Genomic DNA, 13,759 nt, shown 5'->3' with positions numbered 1-13,759 from the left:
CGGACACGGTCACACCGTCCTCCACCGGCGCGCCGCACCGCGCAGCAGCGGAACCCGCCCTTCCCGAGGCACCGTCCACAGCTCCGTCCCGGCCACCCCCCACCGGCTCAGCAGCCGGTTGGCCGCCGCGAACCCGGTGGTGGCCGCGCGTTCCATGAGCGCGACCGGCAGGTCGATCCGCACCAGGTCACCGGCGAGGACCAGGAACTCGTCGGGGGTCCGCACCCCCGGCCGGCGCGCGTAGCCGCCTGCGGGGAACAGCGGGCAGTCCTCGCGCAGCTCGTGCCGTTCGTCCACCACGACGGCGCTCTTCGTCTCCGGGTACACCTCGGTCAGCTGGTCCCACAACCGCTTCCTGGCGTCGGCTTCGTCCACGTCGGACGGAAGTGCGTAGCCGTGCAGCTCCACGACCGACCCGCCGGTGCGGGCGGCCCACGCCCGTGCCTCGTGCTCGTAGTGGTCGAGCACGCTGATGTTGTCGAGCAGGTCGTGCCCGCCGGTGCCGAGGAAGCCCGGCCGGTCGGCGTTCACCGGGCGGTCCAGCCAGTAGCGGGAGACCAGGAACCGCGGTGCGGTGCGCAGGCCGGCGACCCGTTCGCGCCAGGCCGCGTCACCGAGGGAGGGCGACGCCTCGACGACCGAGCGCAGGCCGGGGACGTCGGCGGCGAGCACCACGGCGTCCGCTTCGATCGCGCCGCCGCCGATGGTCACGGAGTACCGCCGGTTCTCACCCGGCTGCACCGACCGCACCTCGGCACCCGTGCACAGGGTGGCGCCCAGCGACGCCAGGTGCCGGCCCAGCGGGTCCCACAGGCCGTGCGGGAACGGGTCGGCGGCCACGTCGAACAGAAGGCCCTCGTCGGAGCCGAGGAAGTAGATGTGGAACATGACCGCGAGCTCCGCGGCCGACATCCGGGTCGGGTGGGCGAAGAAGCTGCGGGAGAACACCTCGAACGCCAGCGCGTGCGCGGCGCGGGGGAACCGGATGCGCTCCAGGTAGGTCGCGGCGTCGAGGCCGTCGAGCTCCTCGTAGACCCGCGGCACCGACACGTCCAGCAGCGACAGCGCCGCCCGTGCGTTGATGCCGGGCAGATCGCGCCAGCGGAACGTGGGGCTGCTGCGCAGGAACGCCAGCGCGTTCCACGGCACGGTCGTCGGCAGCCCCGCGAAGCTGTCGCGGTGCCCGGAGGCGTGCTGCAGCGGGTAGTCCGGCAGGGCGGTGAGCGCGCGGCCCGCCGGGTCGACGCGCTTCAGCAGCGCCCGCAGGTTGTAGTACTGCCGGAAGAACGCGTGAAAGCCGCGGGTCATGGTGGCCGCGCTGCCGTCGGCGAGCCGGGTGCTCCAGCCACCGACGCGGCCGCCGAGGTAGTCCTCCCGCTCGCACAGCACGACCCGCGCGCCCCGTTCGGCGAGCAGCGTCGACGCGGCGAGTCCCGCGATGCCGCCGCCCACCACGGCCACGACGGGTGCGTCGCCGTCGAACTGCGGGCGCCCGGCCGGTGCCGGGACCCGCACGGCCCTGCGGTCCCTCACCGCTGCCCTCCCGGCGCGTGACCGAGGAAGGTGTGCACGACACCGAGCTGCAGACCGGGCACCGGCGAGCTGCACACGCCGGTGTACCCGTTGCGCCGCAACCGGTCCCGCAGGGCGGTGGCGCCGTCGAAGTCGACCACGCTGCGCCACAGGTAGGTGTAGAGCGACCGGTCGCCGGTGACCAGCCAGCCGGCCGGGACGACAAGGCCGCACAGCGCCGTCCACACCGCGCGGCTCACCAGCGAGTCGCGCACCGAGTACTCGTGCAGCACCAGCCGGCCGCCGGGCCGCAACAACTTTCCGATGTGCCGCAACGTGGAGTCCGGGTCGGGCAGGTTGCGCAGCAGGTACGCGGCGAACACCGCGTCGAACTCGCCCTCGTCGACGTCCTCGGCACGGCTGTGCACGAACCGCACGGTGCTCGGCCAGCGCTTCCGCCGCGCCTGCGCGAGCATCCCGGCCGACGCGTCCACGGCGACGACCTCCACGCCCGGCGCCGCGGTGACCAGTGCCGCGGTCGAGGCGCCCGTGCCGCAGCCGAGGTCGAGCACGCGCATGCCCGGCCGCAGCCCGAGCGCGCGGGCCGAGCGGCGCAACGCCTGGTGGTAGCCCGGGTTCAGCCCCACCAGCAGGTCGTACCCGCGGGCCGCCCGGTCGAACTTCCCCGGCACCTCAAGCTTGTTCACGTGCCTGCCTTCCCCGTTCCCACACCATCAGCACCGCCGTCACCATCGCGAAGCCGTAGAGGAAGTCCTCCACCGGGATGTCCCACGGCACCCTGATCCCGCTGATCGCCCAGTCCGCGTACAGCACCACCGGTGCGTCCAGCTTCGTCAGCCACCCGTCCACCGGGACCTGGAACCCCAGCACGATCGCCATCGTCACCCAGTACGCCGGCAGGGCGAACAGCCCCGTCCGCAGCACGAGCAGCTCCAGCAGCACCACGAGCACCGCCGCGGCGACCGCGGCGAGCAGGTACTCCTCAACCATCGGGCAACCACCGGCCGGCCAGGCCGCGCACCGCCTCGTAGGTCAGCACCGCGCAGGTCGGGATGACGACGAAGAAGAGCACCTCCTCGATCGGCAGGACCCCGGCCAGCTCGATCCCCGTGGTCGCCCGCGGGTGGAAGCTCCAGTGACCGCGCAAGATCGCCACGACGTCCCAGGCGGCGAGGACGAGCAGCACCGGAGCGACCGCGCGGGCCAGCTCCGGCCACCGGCGGTAGACACCGCGGCCCATCCACTCCAGCGGCAGGGTGATCAGCAGGCACACCCCCAGCACCGCGAGGTACTCGTACTGGCTTCGCATCCGTCCGCCTCCCTGTGGACGACCGTATGGGGCTGGTCGGAGGTCTGCACAACGGGCGGGACAACTCGTCAGGGTGATCGTCGCGGGCCCAGCTCACCGCGGTGGGCGACGAACGGCAACAACTCGAACACCCGCCGGACGGCATCGGCGGCACCGGTGACGTCGTGCCCGGTCTCCTCGGGTCGCACGGCGGGTCACCCCCGCTGCGAGGTCAGCGGCGGCTCGGCACGGGAGTGGCGAGCAGCTGCCGGTAGAGCCGTTCGACGCCGCGTGCGGCGTCCGGCCAGGTGTGGCGGGCGTGGACCCGGTCCACACCGGCGATGCCGCAGGTGATGCGGAACGTCTCGTCGTCCAGGACCATCCGCAGCTTTCTGACCAGCTGCTTCACGTCGTGCGGTGGCACCAGGACGCCGGTGACGCCGTCGATCACGGCATCGGTGAGCCCGCCGACCGCGGTCGCCACCACGGGCACACCGCAGGCCATCGCCTCCAACGGCAGCGCGTCCCACGTCGCCTGCGCCGGCACGCACGCCACGACGTCCGCCGACCGCAACAACGCGGGCAGCTCCGCGCGGCCGACCGGCCCGGCCAGCTGTACCCGCTTCTCGACTCCCAGCCGGTGCGCCCACCGCCGCACCCGGTCGGCCTCCCCTGCCGACAGCGCACCCGCGATCACCAGCTCGACCCGCGGCAGCCGCGGCAACGCCGTGACCAGGTCGGTCAGCCCGTTGTCCGCCAGCGGGTCCGCGACGGTGACGATCCGCTGCAGCTCCGATCGTTCCGCGGTGGTGCCGTGCGACTCGAACAGGCCGACGTCGACACCGCGGGACGCGAGCGCGATCCGCCGGCGTGGAATTCCCGCGGCGGCCAGGTCGAGCATCTCCTGCTCGCAGGTAGCGACGACCAGCGCCGCCTCCCTGCCCACCAGCCGTTCGACTCCGGCGCGCTGATCGCGACCGCCGCCGAGGCCGTGGAAGGACTGGACGACGGGCACACCGGAGGGTTGTGCGGCCAGCACGGCCGCCAGACCAGGGCGCCAGAAGTGCGCGTGCACGACCTCGGGCCGTGCGCTCTCCCATTCGGACCGCAGCTCGTCGACGTACCGGCCCAGCTGGGTCTCCGGCAGGTCGGGCGGCTGGTGGTGGACGGTCACGTCGTGCCCCAGCGCGGTCAACGCCCCGGACAACCCGGTGACGTGCACCTCGCGCCAGCCAGGCGCGTCCTGGACGGTGAGCATCGCAATCCTCATGGCGTGAAGCCATCCTTTCCGAACGGAATAGACCGTACGCAAAGGGCTGCATGCTGAACCCGATTTCGAACCTAGCGCAAAGCGCGGTTGCCCGCAGATCGCCGATCCCAAACCTGTGACGGACCCCCAGGTCTTCTTCTTCAGCCGCAGAGGATGTGTCGCGTTAAGACGGTCCAATGTGGACAGAAAGAGGCGACGAGTGACACCGGAGGAGCTAGTTTGCTAGCATAGTAGCCATGGCCGGAGAGAAGCAGCAGTTCAACATCTACCTCCCCGCCGCACTGGTGAGACGGGTCAAGCACGCCTCGGTCGACGCGGACGTGTCGCTGTCGGCGTTCGTGGAGCAGGCGCTGGAGAGCTACCTGCGCCAGCTGGACGAGGGAGGACGGGGATGAGAGTGGTGCCCATCCGCTACACGGCGGACGTCGCCGCGGCACGGCGCTTCTACCTGGCACTGGGCCTGCGACCGGGTGCGGAGTCCCGGCCGGGCGCCTGGGTCGAGCTGCCGGCCGCCTCCGGGATGGTCGCGCTGCACGACGCGAAGGACGTCGCGGCGGGAACGTGCGAGCTGACGTTCGAGACCGACGAGCCGCTGGAGGACGTGGCGCGGCGGCTGCGGCTGGCGGGGTTCGCGCCGGGGCCGGTGCTGGACGAGAGCCACGGGCGGTCGCTGCGGGTGCGCGATCCGGACGGGGTGTGGGTGCAGGTCAACGCGCTGGACCGCGAGCTCTGCACGTGACGACGCCGCGGACGCCTGCGCTGACGCTGGCCATCGGCATCGTCTCGCTGGAGTTCGCGGCCGCCGTGGCGACCTTCGTGTCCTCCACGCTGCTGCCGGCGGTCGTGCGCGACCTCGACGCGCGCACCTCGGTGGAGCTGCTGATCTCGGGTGCCACGCTGGGCCTGTTCGTGGCGCTGCCGCTGGCCACCCGCGTCCTCGGCCTGACGGGCGCGCGCGGCACGCTCGCCATCGGCGTGCTCGCCTACCTCGCCGGCACCGCGACGGCGGCGACCGCGATGTCGGCCTGGGTGTTCGCGGCGGGGCAGTTCGTCGCCGGGTGCGCGAGCGGGCTGCTGGCGGTGTTCGGCATCAGCGCCGCCATCCAGCACCTCGACGACCAGTGGCGGGTGCGGGTGATCGCGGCGTCGTCGGCGATGTGGGTCCTGCCCGCGCTCGCCGGGCCGGCGGCCACCCTCGCGCTGGAGCACCTGGTCGGGTGGCGGTGGACGTTGCTCGCGCCGGTACCGGTCGTGGTCGCCGGGCGGGTGCTGGTCCTGCGGGCGGCGTCCGGCCCGGTCGACCGCGGCGCGGACCGGCCGCTGTGGCGCACCCTGCTCGTCCCGCTCGGGGTGGGCGTGGTCGTGTTCGGCGACCGGTGGTGGCTCGGGGCCGCCGGCATCGCGGTCGCCCTGGCCGGTGTCGCGTCGATCATGCCCGCGGGCACGCTGCGCGCACGCCGGGGCGCACCGGCGGCGCTGGTGGCGATGACGTTGTTCGCGGTCGGCTACTTCGGCGCGGACAGCCTGGTCACCGTCCTGCTGACCGACGGCTACGGCTCGACGATGGCGCGCGCGGCCGTGGTCCTCAGCGCGGCTCCGCTGGCGTGGGCGTTGACCAGCCTGACCGTGCCCCGGCTGCGCCGCGCCGGGCGGGAGCCACCCCCGGCACTCGGCCTCGCGCTCACCGCCGCGGGGGTGGGCGTGCTCGCGGTGGGAGCACCGGTCTTCACCACGGCTGTGGTGGCGTGGACGCTGGGTGGCGCCGGGGTCGGCCTGGCCTACCCCGGCCTGTACCTGCGGTGCACGACCGGTGCGCGGTTCGGCGCGACCGAGCTGGCCACCGCGGTGATCACCGCCGAGGCGTTCGGCGGTCTGCTCGGCCGTGCCGTCGGCGGTGCCCTCGTGTCGGCCGGCGACCTCGTGCTCGCGTACGGCATGTTCGCGGCGTTCCTCGGCCTCGCCGCGGTCGTCGCGAACCGGTCACGCGCCTAAGCCACGCGTCCCGCGACAAGGCCGGGGCACCTCCGGGCTGAGCCACGGGTCACGGCCGAAGCCGCAGTCACAGGCCGGCCGCAGGCCCCGGCCGAAGCCGCGGGTCACGAGCCCAGCGGGATCTCCAGGCTCACCGTGCCGCGCAGGTCCAGCCACGCCCGGTCCGGCCCGCGCACCAGCCGCAGCACGACCTCCTCGCACTCGGGGCAGCGCGCCACCAGGCCCGGCGCGTTGCGGTAGACCCGCAGCGCCGCCACCGAGCCCCGGTGGCCGCAGCCGGCGCACCGGCCGGTCGCCGCGGTCAGGTCCACGGCGAAGATCTCCCGCAGGTCGCCCGCGAGCGCGTTGCCGTCGACGTGGTCGTCGCTCATCGGTGGTCTCCTGTCAGCCGAAGCGCTCGGTGCGCACACGTCGGGGGTCGTGGCCCAGTGCCACCAGGATGTCGGCCACCGTCTCGACGAAACCGGTGGGCCCGCACACGAAGCAGTTCGGGGTGAAGTCCGGTGGCCAGCCGTGCGTGTTCAACGTGGCCACGCCGATCCGCTTCGGTTCCGACGCGCCGTCCGGGGCCCGTCGCGTGTGCACGAGGTGCACGTCCAGACCGGCGTCCTCGCGGGCACGCCGGCGCAGCTCGTCGGCGAAGTACACGTCCTCGGGCGTGCGCACCGAGTACACCAGCCGGAACGGCACGCGGCTGCCCTGCTCGGCCCGCGCGCGGACCATCGCCATCAGCGGCGCGATGCCGGAGCCGCCCGCGACGAGCAGCACCGGTGCCGGATCGGTCGCGCGCCAGACGAACCAGCCGCCCACCGGGCCGCGCAGCTCCACCTGGTCGCCTGGGGAGAGCACGTCGCACAGGTACGGCGAGACCTCGCCGTCGGCCACCCGCTGCACGGCCAGCTCGACCCGGTCGCCGTCGGGTGCGGAGGCGATGGAGTAGCTGCGCTGCACCGAGTAGCCGTCCTCGGCGGTCAGCCGCACGTCGACGTGCTGGCCGGCCAGGTGACCCGGCCAGTCCGGCACGTCGAGCACGAGGCTGCGCGCGCTCGCGGTGATGGCCCTGTTCTCGGCGACCGAGGCCACCCGCCAGGTCAGTCGCCCTGATACCGCTGTTCGCGCCATGGATCTCCGTAGTCGTGATAACCGGCGGTTTCCCAGAACCCCGGTTCGTCCTCCAGCAGCAACTGGATCCCGCGGACCCACTTCGCCGACTTCCAGAAGTACAGGTGCGGCACCAGCAACCGGGCCGGACCGCCGTGCTCGGGCGTGATCTCGTCGCCGTCGTAGCGGTAGGCGATCCAGGCCTGCCCGTCGAGCAGGTCCTCCAGCGGCAGGTTCGTCGTGTAGCCGCCGTAGGACTGGACGAGCGCGAAGTCCGCCGCCGTCTCGACCTCCTCCAGCAGCACGTCGAGCGAGACGCCCTTCCACCGCGTGCCGAGCTTCGACCACTTGGTGACGCAGTGGATGTCCGTCGTGATCTTCTCGGCCGGCAGCTCCATCAGCTGCTGCCACGACCAGACGTGCCTGTGCCCGGCCTCGGTGCTGATGGTCAGCTCCCACCGGTCGGTCGGCACCCGCGGCGTCGGGCCCGCGGTGAGGACCGGGAAGTCCTCTGCCAGGTACTGCCCTGGCGGGAGCTGCACGTCGGAGGACCGGCGCCGCCCGGAGAAGCCAGGAGAGACGATTGCCATGGGCACAAGTAGACGACACCCGCTCGCCGAACGCCACGGGTGATCACGACATGCCGTGATGATCACGTCGTGCCACGATGGCCGCGTGGCAGTCGATCGACGCAGCTTCCTCTTGGCCGCCGGGCTGACGGGCGCCGCCACCGCGCTGGCCGCCTGCACCGGCGCCCCTCCCCCGACGCCGACCTCGACCCCGACGCCAGCGGCGGCCGCACCGTCCAGTTCGTCCGTTCCGAGTGGACCGCCGGACTGGGCGGCGCTGCGGGCGCGGCTGTCCGGTCAGCTGCTGCTGCCCGACCAGGAGGGGTTCACCTACCAGGGTTTCAACCCGGTGTGGAACCAGCGCACCCCCGCCGCCGTCGCGCGCTGTGCGTCGGCCGACGACGTGCGGGCGTGCGTCGAGGCGGCCCGGCGGCGGGTGCCGATCGCCGCCCGCGGCGGTGGCCACAGCTACGCGGGTTACTCCTCGCCGGAGGACGGGCTGCAGGTCGACCTGCGCGAGCTCGCCGCGGTGGAGGTGCTGCCCGGTGACCGGGTCCGCGTCGGGGCCGGCGCCCAGCTCGGCGAGGTGGCGCGGGTGCTCGCCGCGTCCGGCCGGTGCCTGCCCACCGGCACGTGCCCGACCGTCGGCGTCGCCGGTCTCACGCTCGGCGGCGGCATCGGCGTCCTCACCCGCAAGTACGGCCTGACCTGCGACCACCTGGTCTCGGCCACGGCGGTCACCGCCGACGGCCGGGTCGTCACCGCCTCGGCCGAGCAGGAGCCCGACCTGTTCTGGGCGTTGCGCGGCGGTGGCGGCGGGAACTTCGCGATCGTCACCGAGCTCGTGTTCGGCACGGTGCCCGCGCCGCAGGTCACCGTCTTCTCGTTGCAGTACAACGCCGGTGTCGCCGACGTGCTCGGCGCGTGGCAGGGCTGGATCGCGCAGGCGCCGAACGAGCTGTGGTCCAACGTCGTGGTGCGCGGCGCCGCCGAGCCGACCTGCCGGGTCGGCGGCTGCTTCGTCGGCACCCCCGGCGAGCTGACCTCGCTGCTGGCGGCGCTGCCCGCGCCCGCGTCCCGGTTCGTCCAGCCGCAGAGCTACCCCGAGGCCACGCAGTACTTCGCGGGCACCGGGATCCAGCACGAGTCGTTCGTGGCGTCGTCGCGGATCGTGCAGAAGCCGATCAGCGACCCCGCGCGGGCCGTGGCGCTGATGAACGGCCAGTCCAGCGAGTCGTACCTGATCTTCGACGGCCTGGGAGGCGCGGTGTCCGATGTCGCGCCGGCCGCCACCGCGTTCCCCCACCGCACCGCGCTGGCCTGCGCGCAGGTCTACTTCAAGACACCGCCGGCCGACGCCACCGCGACCGCGCAGGCGATGGGCCAGGTGCGCGACGGGCTCGGCGAGCTGGTCGGCGACTCCGGTTACGTCAACTACATCGACCCGCAGCTGCCACGATGGGCCAAGGCGTACTACGGCGACAACCTGGCCCGGTTGCGGGACGTCGCGCGCAGGTACGACCCGGACGGGGTGTTCGCCTTCGCCCAGTCCGTTCCGCGCTGAGGGAGGGTTCGTGGAGGACGTCCGCGTCGAGGTGTCCGGCACCACCACGCTGATCTGGCTGGACCGCCCGGACCGGCGCAACGCGGTCGACGGCCCGATGGCCGCGCAGCTGTTGGAGGCGTTCCGGGCGTTCGAGGCCGACCCCGCGCAACGGGTGGCGGTGCTGGCCGGTGCGGGCGGCACGTTCTGCGCGGGCGCGGACCTGACGTCGGTCGGCGATCCCGCGCGGCGCAACGAGCTCGACCCCGCGGGCGGCGGTGGCGGTCCGATGGGGCCGACCCGGTTGCGGCTGAGCAAGCCGCTGATCGCGGCCGTCAGCGGGCACGCCGTGGCGGGCGGGCTGGAGCTGGCGCTGCTCGCGGACCTGCGGGTCGTGGAGAGCGACGCGGTGTTCGGGGTGTTCTGCCGGCGCTGGGGCGTGCCGCTGATCGACGGCGGCACGGTCCGGCTGCCCAGGGTCGTCGGCCTGGGCCGGGCGCTGGACCTGATCCTCACCGGCCGCCCGGTCGCCGCCGACGAGGCGCTCGCGATGGGACTGGCCAACCGGGTCGTCGAACCCGGTCAGGCGGTCGCGGCGGCGCTGGAGCTGGCCGAGCAGATCGCCGGGTTCCCGTTCGAGTGCGTGCTCGCGGACCGGGCGTCCACCTACGCGGGGCTCGACCTGCCGCTCGCGGAGGCGTTGCGCGCGGAAGGCGCGGCCGGTGTGCCGGTCGTGGCCCGTGAGGGTGCAGCCGGCGCCGCCCGGTTCACGGACGGCGCCGGAAGACACGGCACCTTCTGAGCAGGTTGCCAGCTGTCGTGCCTTTGACGCCCCAAGTCGTACTTGCAGACGCCTGAGCAGCAACGAGGTGGCGGACAAAGCTTTTGGCCAGGTGCTCAGGCGGCGACCAGTTCCTTCTCGGACTTCTTCGTCGTCTGCTTGACCTTCTTGTTCGGCAGCGAGAGCCGGAAGACCTTGTGCCACGCGGAGAACACCTGCTTGGGCAGCGGTCCGCTGACGTAGTCCAGCTCGTACTTCTCGAACAGGGCCTTCACCTTGACCGCGACCTCGGCGTACCGGTTGCTCGGCAGGTCCGGGAACAGGTGGTGCTCGATCTGGTGCGACAGGTTGCCGGTCATGATGTGCATGGCCTTGCTGCCGCTGATGTTCGCCGAGCCCATCATCTGGCGCAGGTACCACTGGCCGCGGGTCTCGCCCCTGATCGAGCGGCGCTCGAAGACCTGCACGCCCTCGGGGAAGTGACCGCACATGATCACCGAGTGCGACCACAGGTTGCGGACCAGGTTCGCGGTGAACGTCGCGGCGAGCGTGGTGAGGAACGACGGGCCCGACAGCAGCGGGTGGATCACGTAGTCCTTGAGCACCTGCTTGCGGATCTTGCGGCCGACCGCCTTGGCGCGGGCGCGGAACTCGGGGTTGTTGCGGCGGCGCTTGTGCAGGTTCTTGCCGAGCTCCAGGTCGTAGGCGGCGATGCCGTACTCGAAGAAGCAGGCGTTGATGAAGTTCCACAGCGGCTGGCCCAGGTGCATCGGGTGCCACTTCTGGTCCTCGTCGACGCGCATGATGCCGTAGCCGAGGTCGTTGTCCTTGCCGATCACGTTGGTGTACGTGTGGTGCAGCTCGTTGTGCGAGTGCTTCCACTGGTCGGCCGGCGAGACGTGGTCCCACTCCCAGGTGGTGGAGTGGATCTTCGGGTCGCGCATCCAGTCCCACTGCCCGTGCAGGACGTTGTGACCGATCTCCATGTTCTCCAGGATCTTCGCCACGGACAGGCCGGCGGTGCCGATGAGCCACGCGGGCGGGAAGATCGAGAACAGCAGGATGCCGCGGCTGGTCAGCTCCAGCTTGCGCTGCACCGAGATCACCTTGCGGATGTAGGCGGCGTCCTTCTCACCGCGGCTCGCGATCACCTCGTCGCGGATGGCGTCGAGCTCGCGGCCGAGCTCCTCGATCTGCTCGTCGGTGAGGTGGGCGGTGGGGTCGATGGCGGTCATGGAGCTCGCTTTCGAGGGGTTCGGCGGCTGGAGGTGGGCCGCTTCGCGGGGGAAGGATGTCTGTGGTGGGGTGCGGGTCAGCGTTCGAGCTCGCACGGACCCGCGGCAGCGGACACGCAGGTCTGCACGAGCACGCCCGGCTCTGCCTCGGTGATCTCGCCGGTGCGCAGGTCGCGGACGGCACCGGACTTGAGCGGCGTGACGCAGCCGAAGCAGATGCCCATGCGGCACCCGGAGGGCATCAGCACGCCGGCGCTCTCGCCGACGTCCAGCAGCGGGGTGGCGCCGTCGGCCTCGACGGTCTTGCCCGTGGTGCCGAACGTGACCTCGCCACCCTCGCCGGCGACGACGACGGTCGGGCGGAACCGCTCGGTGTGCAGGCGCTCGGGGATGCCGTGCCGGGCCCAGTGCGCCTCGGCGGCGTCGAGCAGGCCCGCGGGACCGCAGGCCCAGGTCTCGCGCTCGGCCCAGTCGGGCACGAGGTCCTCGAGCCGGGCGACGTCGAGCATGCCGTGGGTGTCGGTGTGCAGCTCCAGCAGCCGCAGCGCCTTGTCGGCGACGAGGTCGTGCAGGTCGTTGCGGAAGATGACGTCCTCTTCGCGTGGCGCGGAGTGGATCATCACCACGTCGTCGAGCCGGGTGTCGCGCAGCATGCCCATCGCGGGCGTGATGCCGCTGCCGGCGGTGAGGTAGAGGACCTTGGCGGGCTTCGCGGCGGGCAGCACGAACTCGCCGGTGGCCTGGTCGAGGTGGATCACCATGCCCGGCTTGGCCTTGCGGACCAGGTGGTTGCTCACCTTGCCGTCCGGGATGGCCTTGACGGTGATCGTGATGCGGCCGTCGGCGCGGTTCGTCGGTGACGTCACCGAGTACGCGCGCCACAGGCGCACGCCGTCGACGTCGACACCGACGCGGATGTACTGGCCGGCGACGTGACCGCGCCAGCCTCTGCCCGGCCTGATCACGATGGTCGCGGCGTCCCCCGTCTCGGGGTGGACGGCCTCGATGCGACCACGCAGGTCAGCGCCCGCGCGCAGCGGGCTCACCAGGTCGAGGTAGTCGGACGGCAGCAGTGGCGTCGTGACCAGCTCAAGCAGTTTCCACGCCCTGCTGCGTAGGGCGGCACTCGTCATGACTCCAGCTTGATGCGCCACAGGGCGTAAAGTCCTGTCCGCAGGACGTGAATTTGCTCGACCAGATTGTTCGCAGGGAACAAATCGTGACTCAGGCAATGCGGCGGGCCACCGAATTGGCCCTGGACGAGACGACGGTCACCGCGCTGCGGGCGGCCCTGAAGACCACGGCCGACGAGGTGGTGCAGGCCATCATCGACGAGGTGCCGAGCTACGCCGGTGCCCTGTCGGGCCGGATGGGCGGCACGATACGGCGTGCGGTGCGCACGGCGCTCGGACATTACCTGGACCTCGCGGGTGGCGTGGCCACCGGTGGGGACGCGAGCGACGCCGCCTACGAGCTCGGCCGCGGCGAGGTCCGCGACGGCCGTTCGATGGACGCCCTGCTCAGCGCCTACCGCGTCGGTGCGCGCGTGGCCTGGCGCGGGCTCGCCGAAGGCGCCGTGGCGGCCGGTCTGCCCGCCGAGGAGGTGGCGAAGTTCGCGGAGCTGACCTTCGCCTACATCGACGAGCTGTCCGCCGCGTCGGCCGCCGGTCACGCCGACGAGCTGGCCGCACGCGGCATGGCCCACGAGCGGCACCTGGAGCAGCTCGCCCGCGACCTGCTGACCGGCGCGGGCGCCGAGGCGCTGCTGGCCTCGGCGAACAGGGCCGGCTGGCCACCGCCCACGACGGTGACCGTGGTGCTGCTGCCCGCCGCGCAGGCCCGCCCGGCGTTCCGCGCGCTCGACCCCGGCACGCTGGTGCTGGACGACCTGCCGGACGCGACCGGCGTCCTGCTGGTGCCCGACGCCGACCGCGCGCATCTGTTGCGCCAGCTGACCGACCGCAGTGCCGTTGTCGGTCCCGCGCGACCTTGGGTGCGTGCGTCAGCCTCGTACGCACGGGCGTTGCGCGCGCGTGCGGTGTCGGCGGACATCCGTGACACCGAGCAGCACTTGGTTGAACTGGTGCTGACCGCCGATGCCGACGCGTACGCCGACCTGCGCGCACGCGCGTTGGCCCCCTTGCATGCGCTGCCGGAGAACTCGGCGCGCCGGCTGGAGGAGACGTTGCGGGCGTGGCTGCTGCACCAGGGGCGGCGGGAAGAGGTGGCGACGGCGTTGTTCGTGCACCCGCAGACGGTGCGGTACCGGATGCAGCAGCTGCGGGACCTGTTCCCGGACCTCGGGTCACCGCAGCGGGTGCTGGAGCTGACGCTGGCCCTCGGCCTGGAGCACTAGCTTGAGTTTTAACCTGTTCGGCGTGGTCGCGGGTTGCTGGACTTGGTCTTCTTGCTGCGGCTGGATTTCTGCTTGTTTGTGCTGGTGACGG

At 72.4% G+C, this 13,759-nt stretch carries 16 protein-coding genes; 6 read left to right on the top strand and 10 right to left on the bottom strand.

The window, feature by feature from the left end:
- Nucleotides 1-9: 9 nt before the first annotated feature.
- The 5 genes from ACZ7CD_RS06130 to ACZ7CD_RS06110 all read right to left on the bottom strand — a co-directional run bounded on the left by ACZ7CD_RS06130 (nucleotide 10) and on the right by ACZ7CD_RS06110 (nucleotide 4,091).
- A complete protein-coding gene (locus tag ACZ7CD_RS06130; protein ID WP_470378408.1) occupies nucleotides 10-1,533 on the bottom strand; it encodes an FAD-dependent oxidoreductase in 1,524 nt (507 codons plus the stop codon).
- Nucleotides 1,530-2,219, bottom strand: coding sequence for a class I SAM-dependent methyltransferase (locus ACZ7CD_RS06125; protein ID WP_470378407.1), 690 nt, complete (start codon nucleotides 2,217-2,219; stop codon nucleotides 1,530-1,532). The genes ACZ7CD_RS06130 and ACZ7CD_RS06125 overlap by 4 nt, the downstream gene beginning before the upstream one ends.
- Nucleotides 2,206-2,523 (bottom strand): lycopene cyclase domain-containing protein, encoded by a 318-nt coding sequence (locus ACZ7CD_RS06120; protein ID WP_360384431.1) that lies wholly within the window; start codon nucleotides 2,521-2,523, stop codon nucleotides 2,206-2,208. The genes ACZ7CD_RS06125 and ACZ7CD_RS06120 overlap by 14 nt, the downstream gene beginning before the upstream one ends.
- The gene (locus ACZ7CD_RS06115) at nucleotides 2,516-2,842 is read right to left on the bottom strand and encodes a lycopene cyclase domain-containing protein (RefSeq protein ID WP_360384433.1); all 327 of its coding nucleotides are present in this window, start codon (nucleotides 2,840-2,842) and stop codon (nucleotides 2,516-2,518) included. Before ACZ7CD_RS06115 ends, ACZ7CD_RS06120 begins: the two co-directional genes overlap by 8 nt.
- Nucleotides 2,843-3,053: 211 nt before the next feature.
- Nucleotides 3,054-4,091, bottom strand: a complete 1,038-nt coding sequence (locus tag ACZ7CD_RS06110) for a glycosyltransferase (RefSeq protein ID WP_458432643.1) — start codon at nucleotides 4,089-4,091, stop codon at nucleotides 3,054-3,056.
- Between the two features lie 236 nt (nucleotides 4,092-4,327).
- On the opposite strand from ACZ7CD_RS06110, the gene ACZ7CD_RS06105 reads away from it, so the two are divergent.
- From ACZ7CD_RS06105 to ACZ7CD_RS06095, 3 genes are read left to right on the top strand one after another with little or no spacing between them, the layout of a single operon-like run.
- Nucleotides 4,328-4,486: a ribbon-helix-helix domain-containing protein gene (locus ACZ7CD_RS06105; protein WP_470378406.1), complete on the top strand. Its 159-nt coding sequence runs from the start codon at nucleotides 4,328-4,330 to the stop codon at nucleotides 4,484-4,486.
- Complete coding sequence (locus tag ACZ7CD_RS06100) at nucleotides 4,483-4,830, top strand: VOC family protein (RefSeq protein WP_470378405.1); 348 nt, start codon at nucleotides 4,483-4,485, stop codon at nucleotides 4,828-4,830. The genes ACZ7CD_RS06105 and ACZ7CD_RS06100 overlap by 4 nt, the downstream gene beginning before the upstream one ends.
- On the top strand, nucleotides 4,827-6,083 hold the full coding sequence (locus ACZ7CD_RS06095) for an MFS transporter (RefSeq protein ID WP_470378404.1): 1,257 nt from the start codon (nucleotides 4,827-4,829) through the stop codon (nucleotides 6,081-6,083). Before ACZ7CD_RS06100 ends, ACZ7CD_RS06095 begins: the two co-directional genes overlap by 4 nt.
- Before the next feature lie 104 nt (nucleotides 6,084-6,187).
- Here the strand turns inward: ACZ7CD_RS06095 and ACZ7CD_RS06090 are convergent, their stop codons facing one another.
- From ACZ7CD_RS06090 to ACZ7CD_RS06080, 3 genes are read right to left on the bottom strand one after another with little or no spacing between them, the layout of a single operon-like run.
- On the bottom strand, nucleotides 6,188-6,454 hold the full coding sequence (locus tag ACZ7CD_RS06090) for a DUF6510 family protein (RefSeq protein WP_360384443.1): 267 nt from the start codon (nucleotides 6,452-6,454) through the stop codon (nucleotides 6,188-6,190).
- A 13-nt stretch (nucleotides 6,455-6,467) separates the two neighbouring features.
- Nucleotides 6,468-7,205: a ferredoxin reductase gene (locus ACZ7CD_RS06085; RefSeq protein WP_470376399.1), complete on the bottom strand. Its 738-nt coding sequence runs from the start codon at nucleotides 7,203-7,205 to the stop codon at nucleotides 6,468-6,470.
- Nucleotides 7,175-7,774, bottom strand: a complete 600-nt coding sequence (locus tag ACZ7CD_RS06080; protein WP_360384447.1) for a sulfite oxidase-like oxidoreductase — start codon at nucleotides 7,772-7,774, stop codon at nucleotides 7,175-7,177. The genes ACZ7CD_RS06085 and ACZ7CD_RS06080 overlap by 31 nt, the downstream gene beginning before the upstream one ends.
- 85 nt (nucleotides 7,775-7,859) lie before the next feature.
- Between ACZ7CD_RS06080 and ACZ7CD_RS06075 the strand changes: the two genes are divergently transcribed.
- Both ACZ7CD_RS06075 and ACZ7CD_RS06070 read left to right on the top strand, forming a co-directional pair.
- A complete protein-coding gene (locus tag ACZ7CD_RS06075) occupies nucleotides 7,860-9,317 on the top strand; it encodes an FAD-binding oxidoreductase (RefSeq protein WP_470378403.1) in 1,458 nt (485 codons plus the stop codon).
- A 10-nt stretch (nucleotides 9,318-9,327) separates the two neighbouring features.
- Entirely contained in the window at nucleotides 9,328-10,098 is a 771-nt protein-coding gene (locus ACZ7CD_RS06070) for a crotonase/enoyl-CoA hydratase family protein (protein ID WP_470368983.1), read from the top strand.
- Nucleotides 10,099-10,193: 95 nt separating this feature from the next.
- On the opposite strand, the gene ACZ7CD_RS06065 is transcribed toward ACZ7CD_RS06070, so the two are convergent.
- Entirely contained in the window at nucleotides 10,194-11,312 is a 1,119-nt protein-coding gene (locus tag ACZ7CD_RS06065; protein WP_360384453.1) for a fatty acid desaturase family protein, read from the bottom strand.
- Nucleotides 11,313-11,389: 77 nt separating this feature from the next.
- Nucleotides 11,390-12,445: a ferredoxin reductase gene (locus ACZ7CD_RS06060; protein ID WP_360384455.1), complete on the bottom strand. Its 1,056-nt coding sequence runs from the start codon at nucleotides 12,443-12,445 to the stop codon at nucleotides 11,390-11,392.
- 86 nt (nucleotides 12,446-12,531) lie between these two features.
- Between ACZ7CD_RS06060 and ACZ7CD_RS06055 the strand changes: the two genes are divergently transcribed.
- The gene (locus ACZ7CD_RS06055) at nucleotides 12,532-13,668 is read left to right on the top strand and encodes a PucR family transcriptional regulator (protein ID WP_470368982.1); all 1,137 of its coding nucleotides are present in this window, start codon (nucleotides 12,532-12,534) and stop codon (nucleotides 13,666-13,668) included.
- Nucleotides 13,669-13,759: the final 91 nt, after the last annotated feature.

The sequence above is a fragment of the Lentzea sp. NPDC036949 genome (assembly GCF_055608075.1).
Note: the sequence above shows the minus strand (reverse complement) of the source record. Positions and strands in the feature narration are given on the sequence as shown.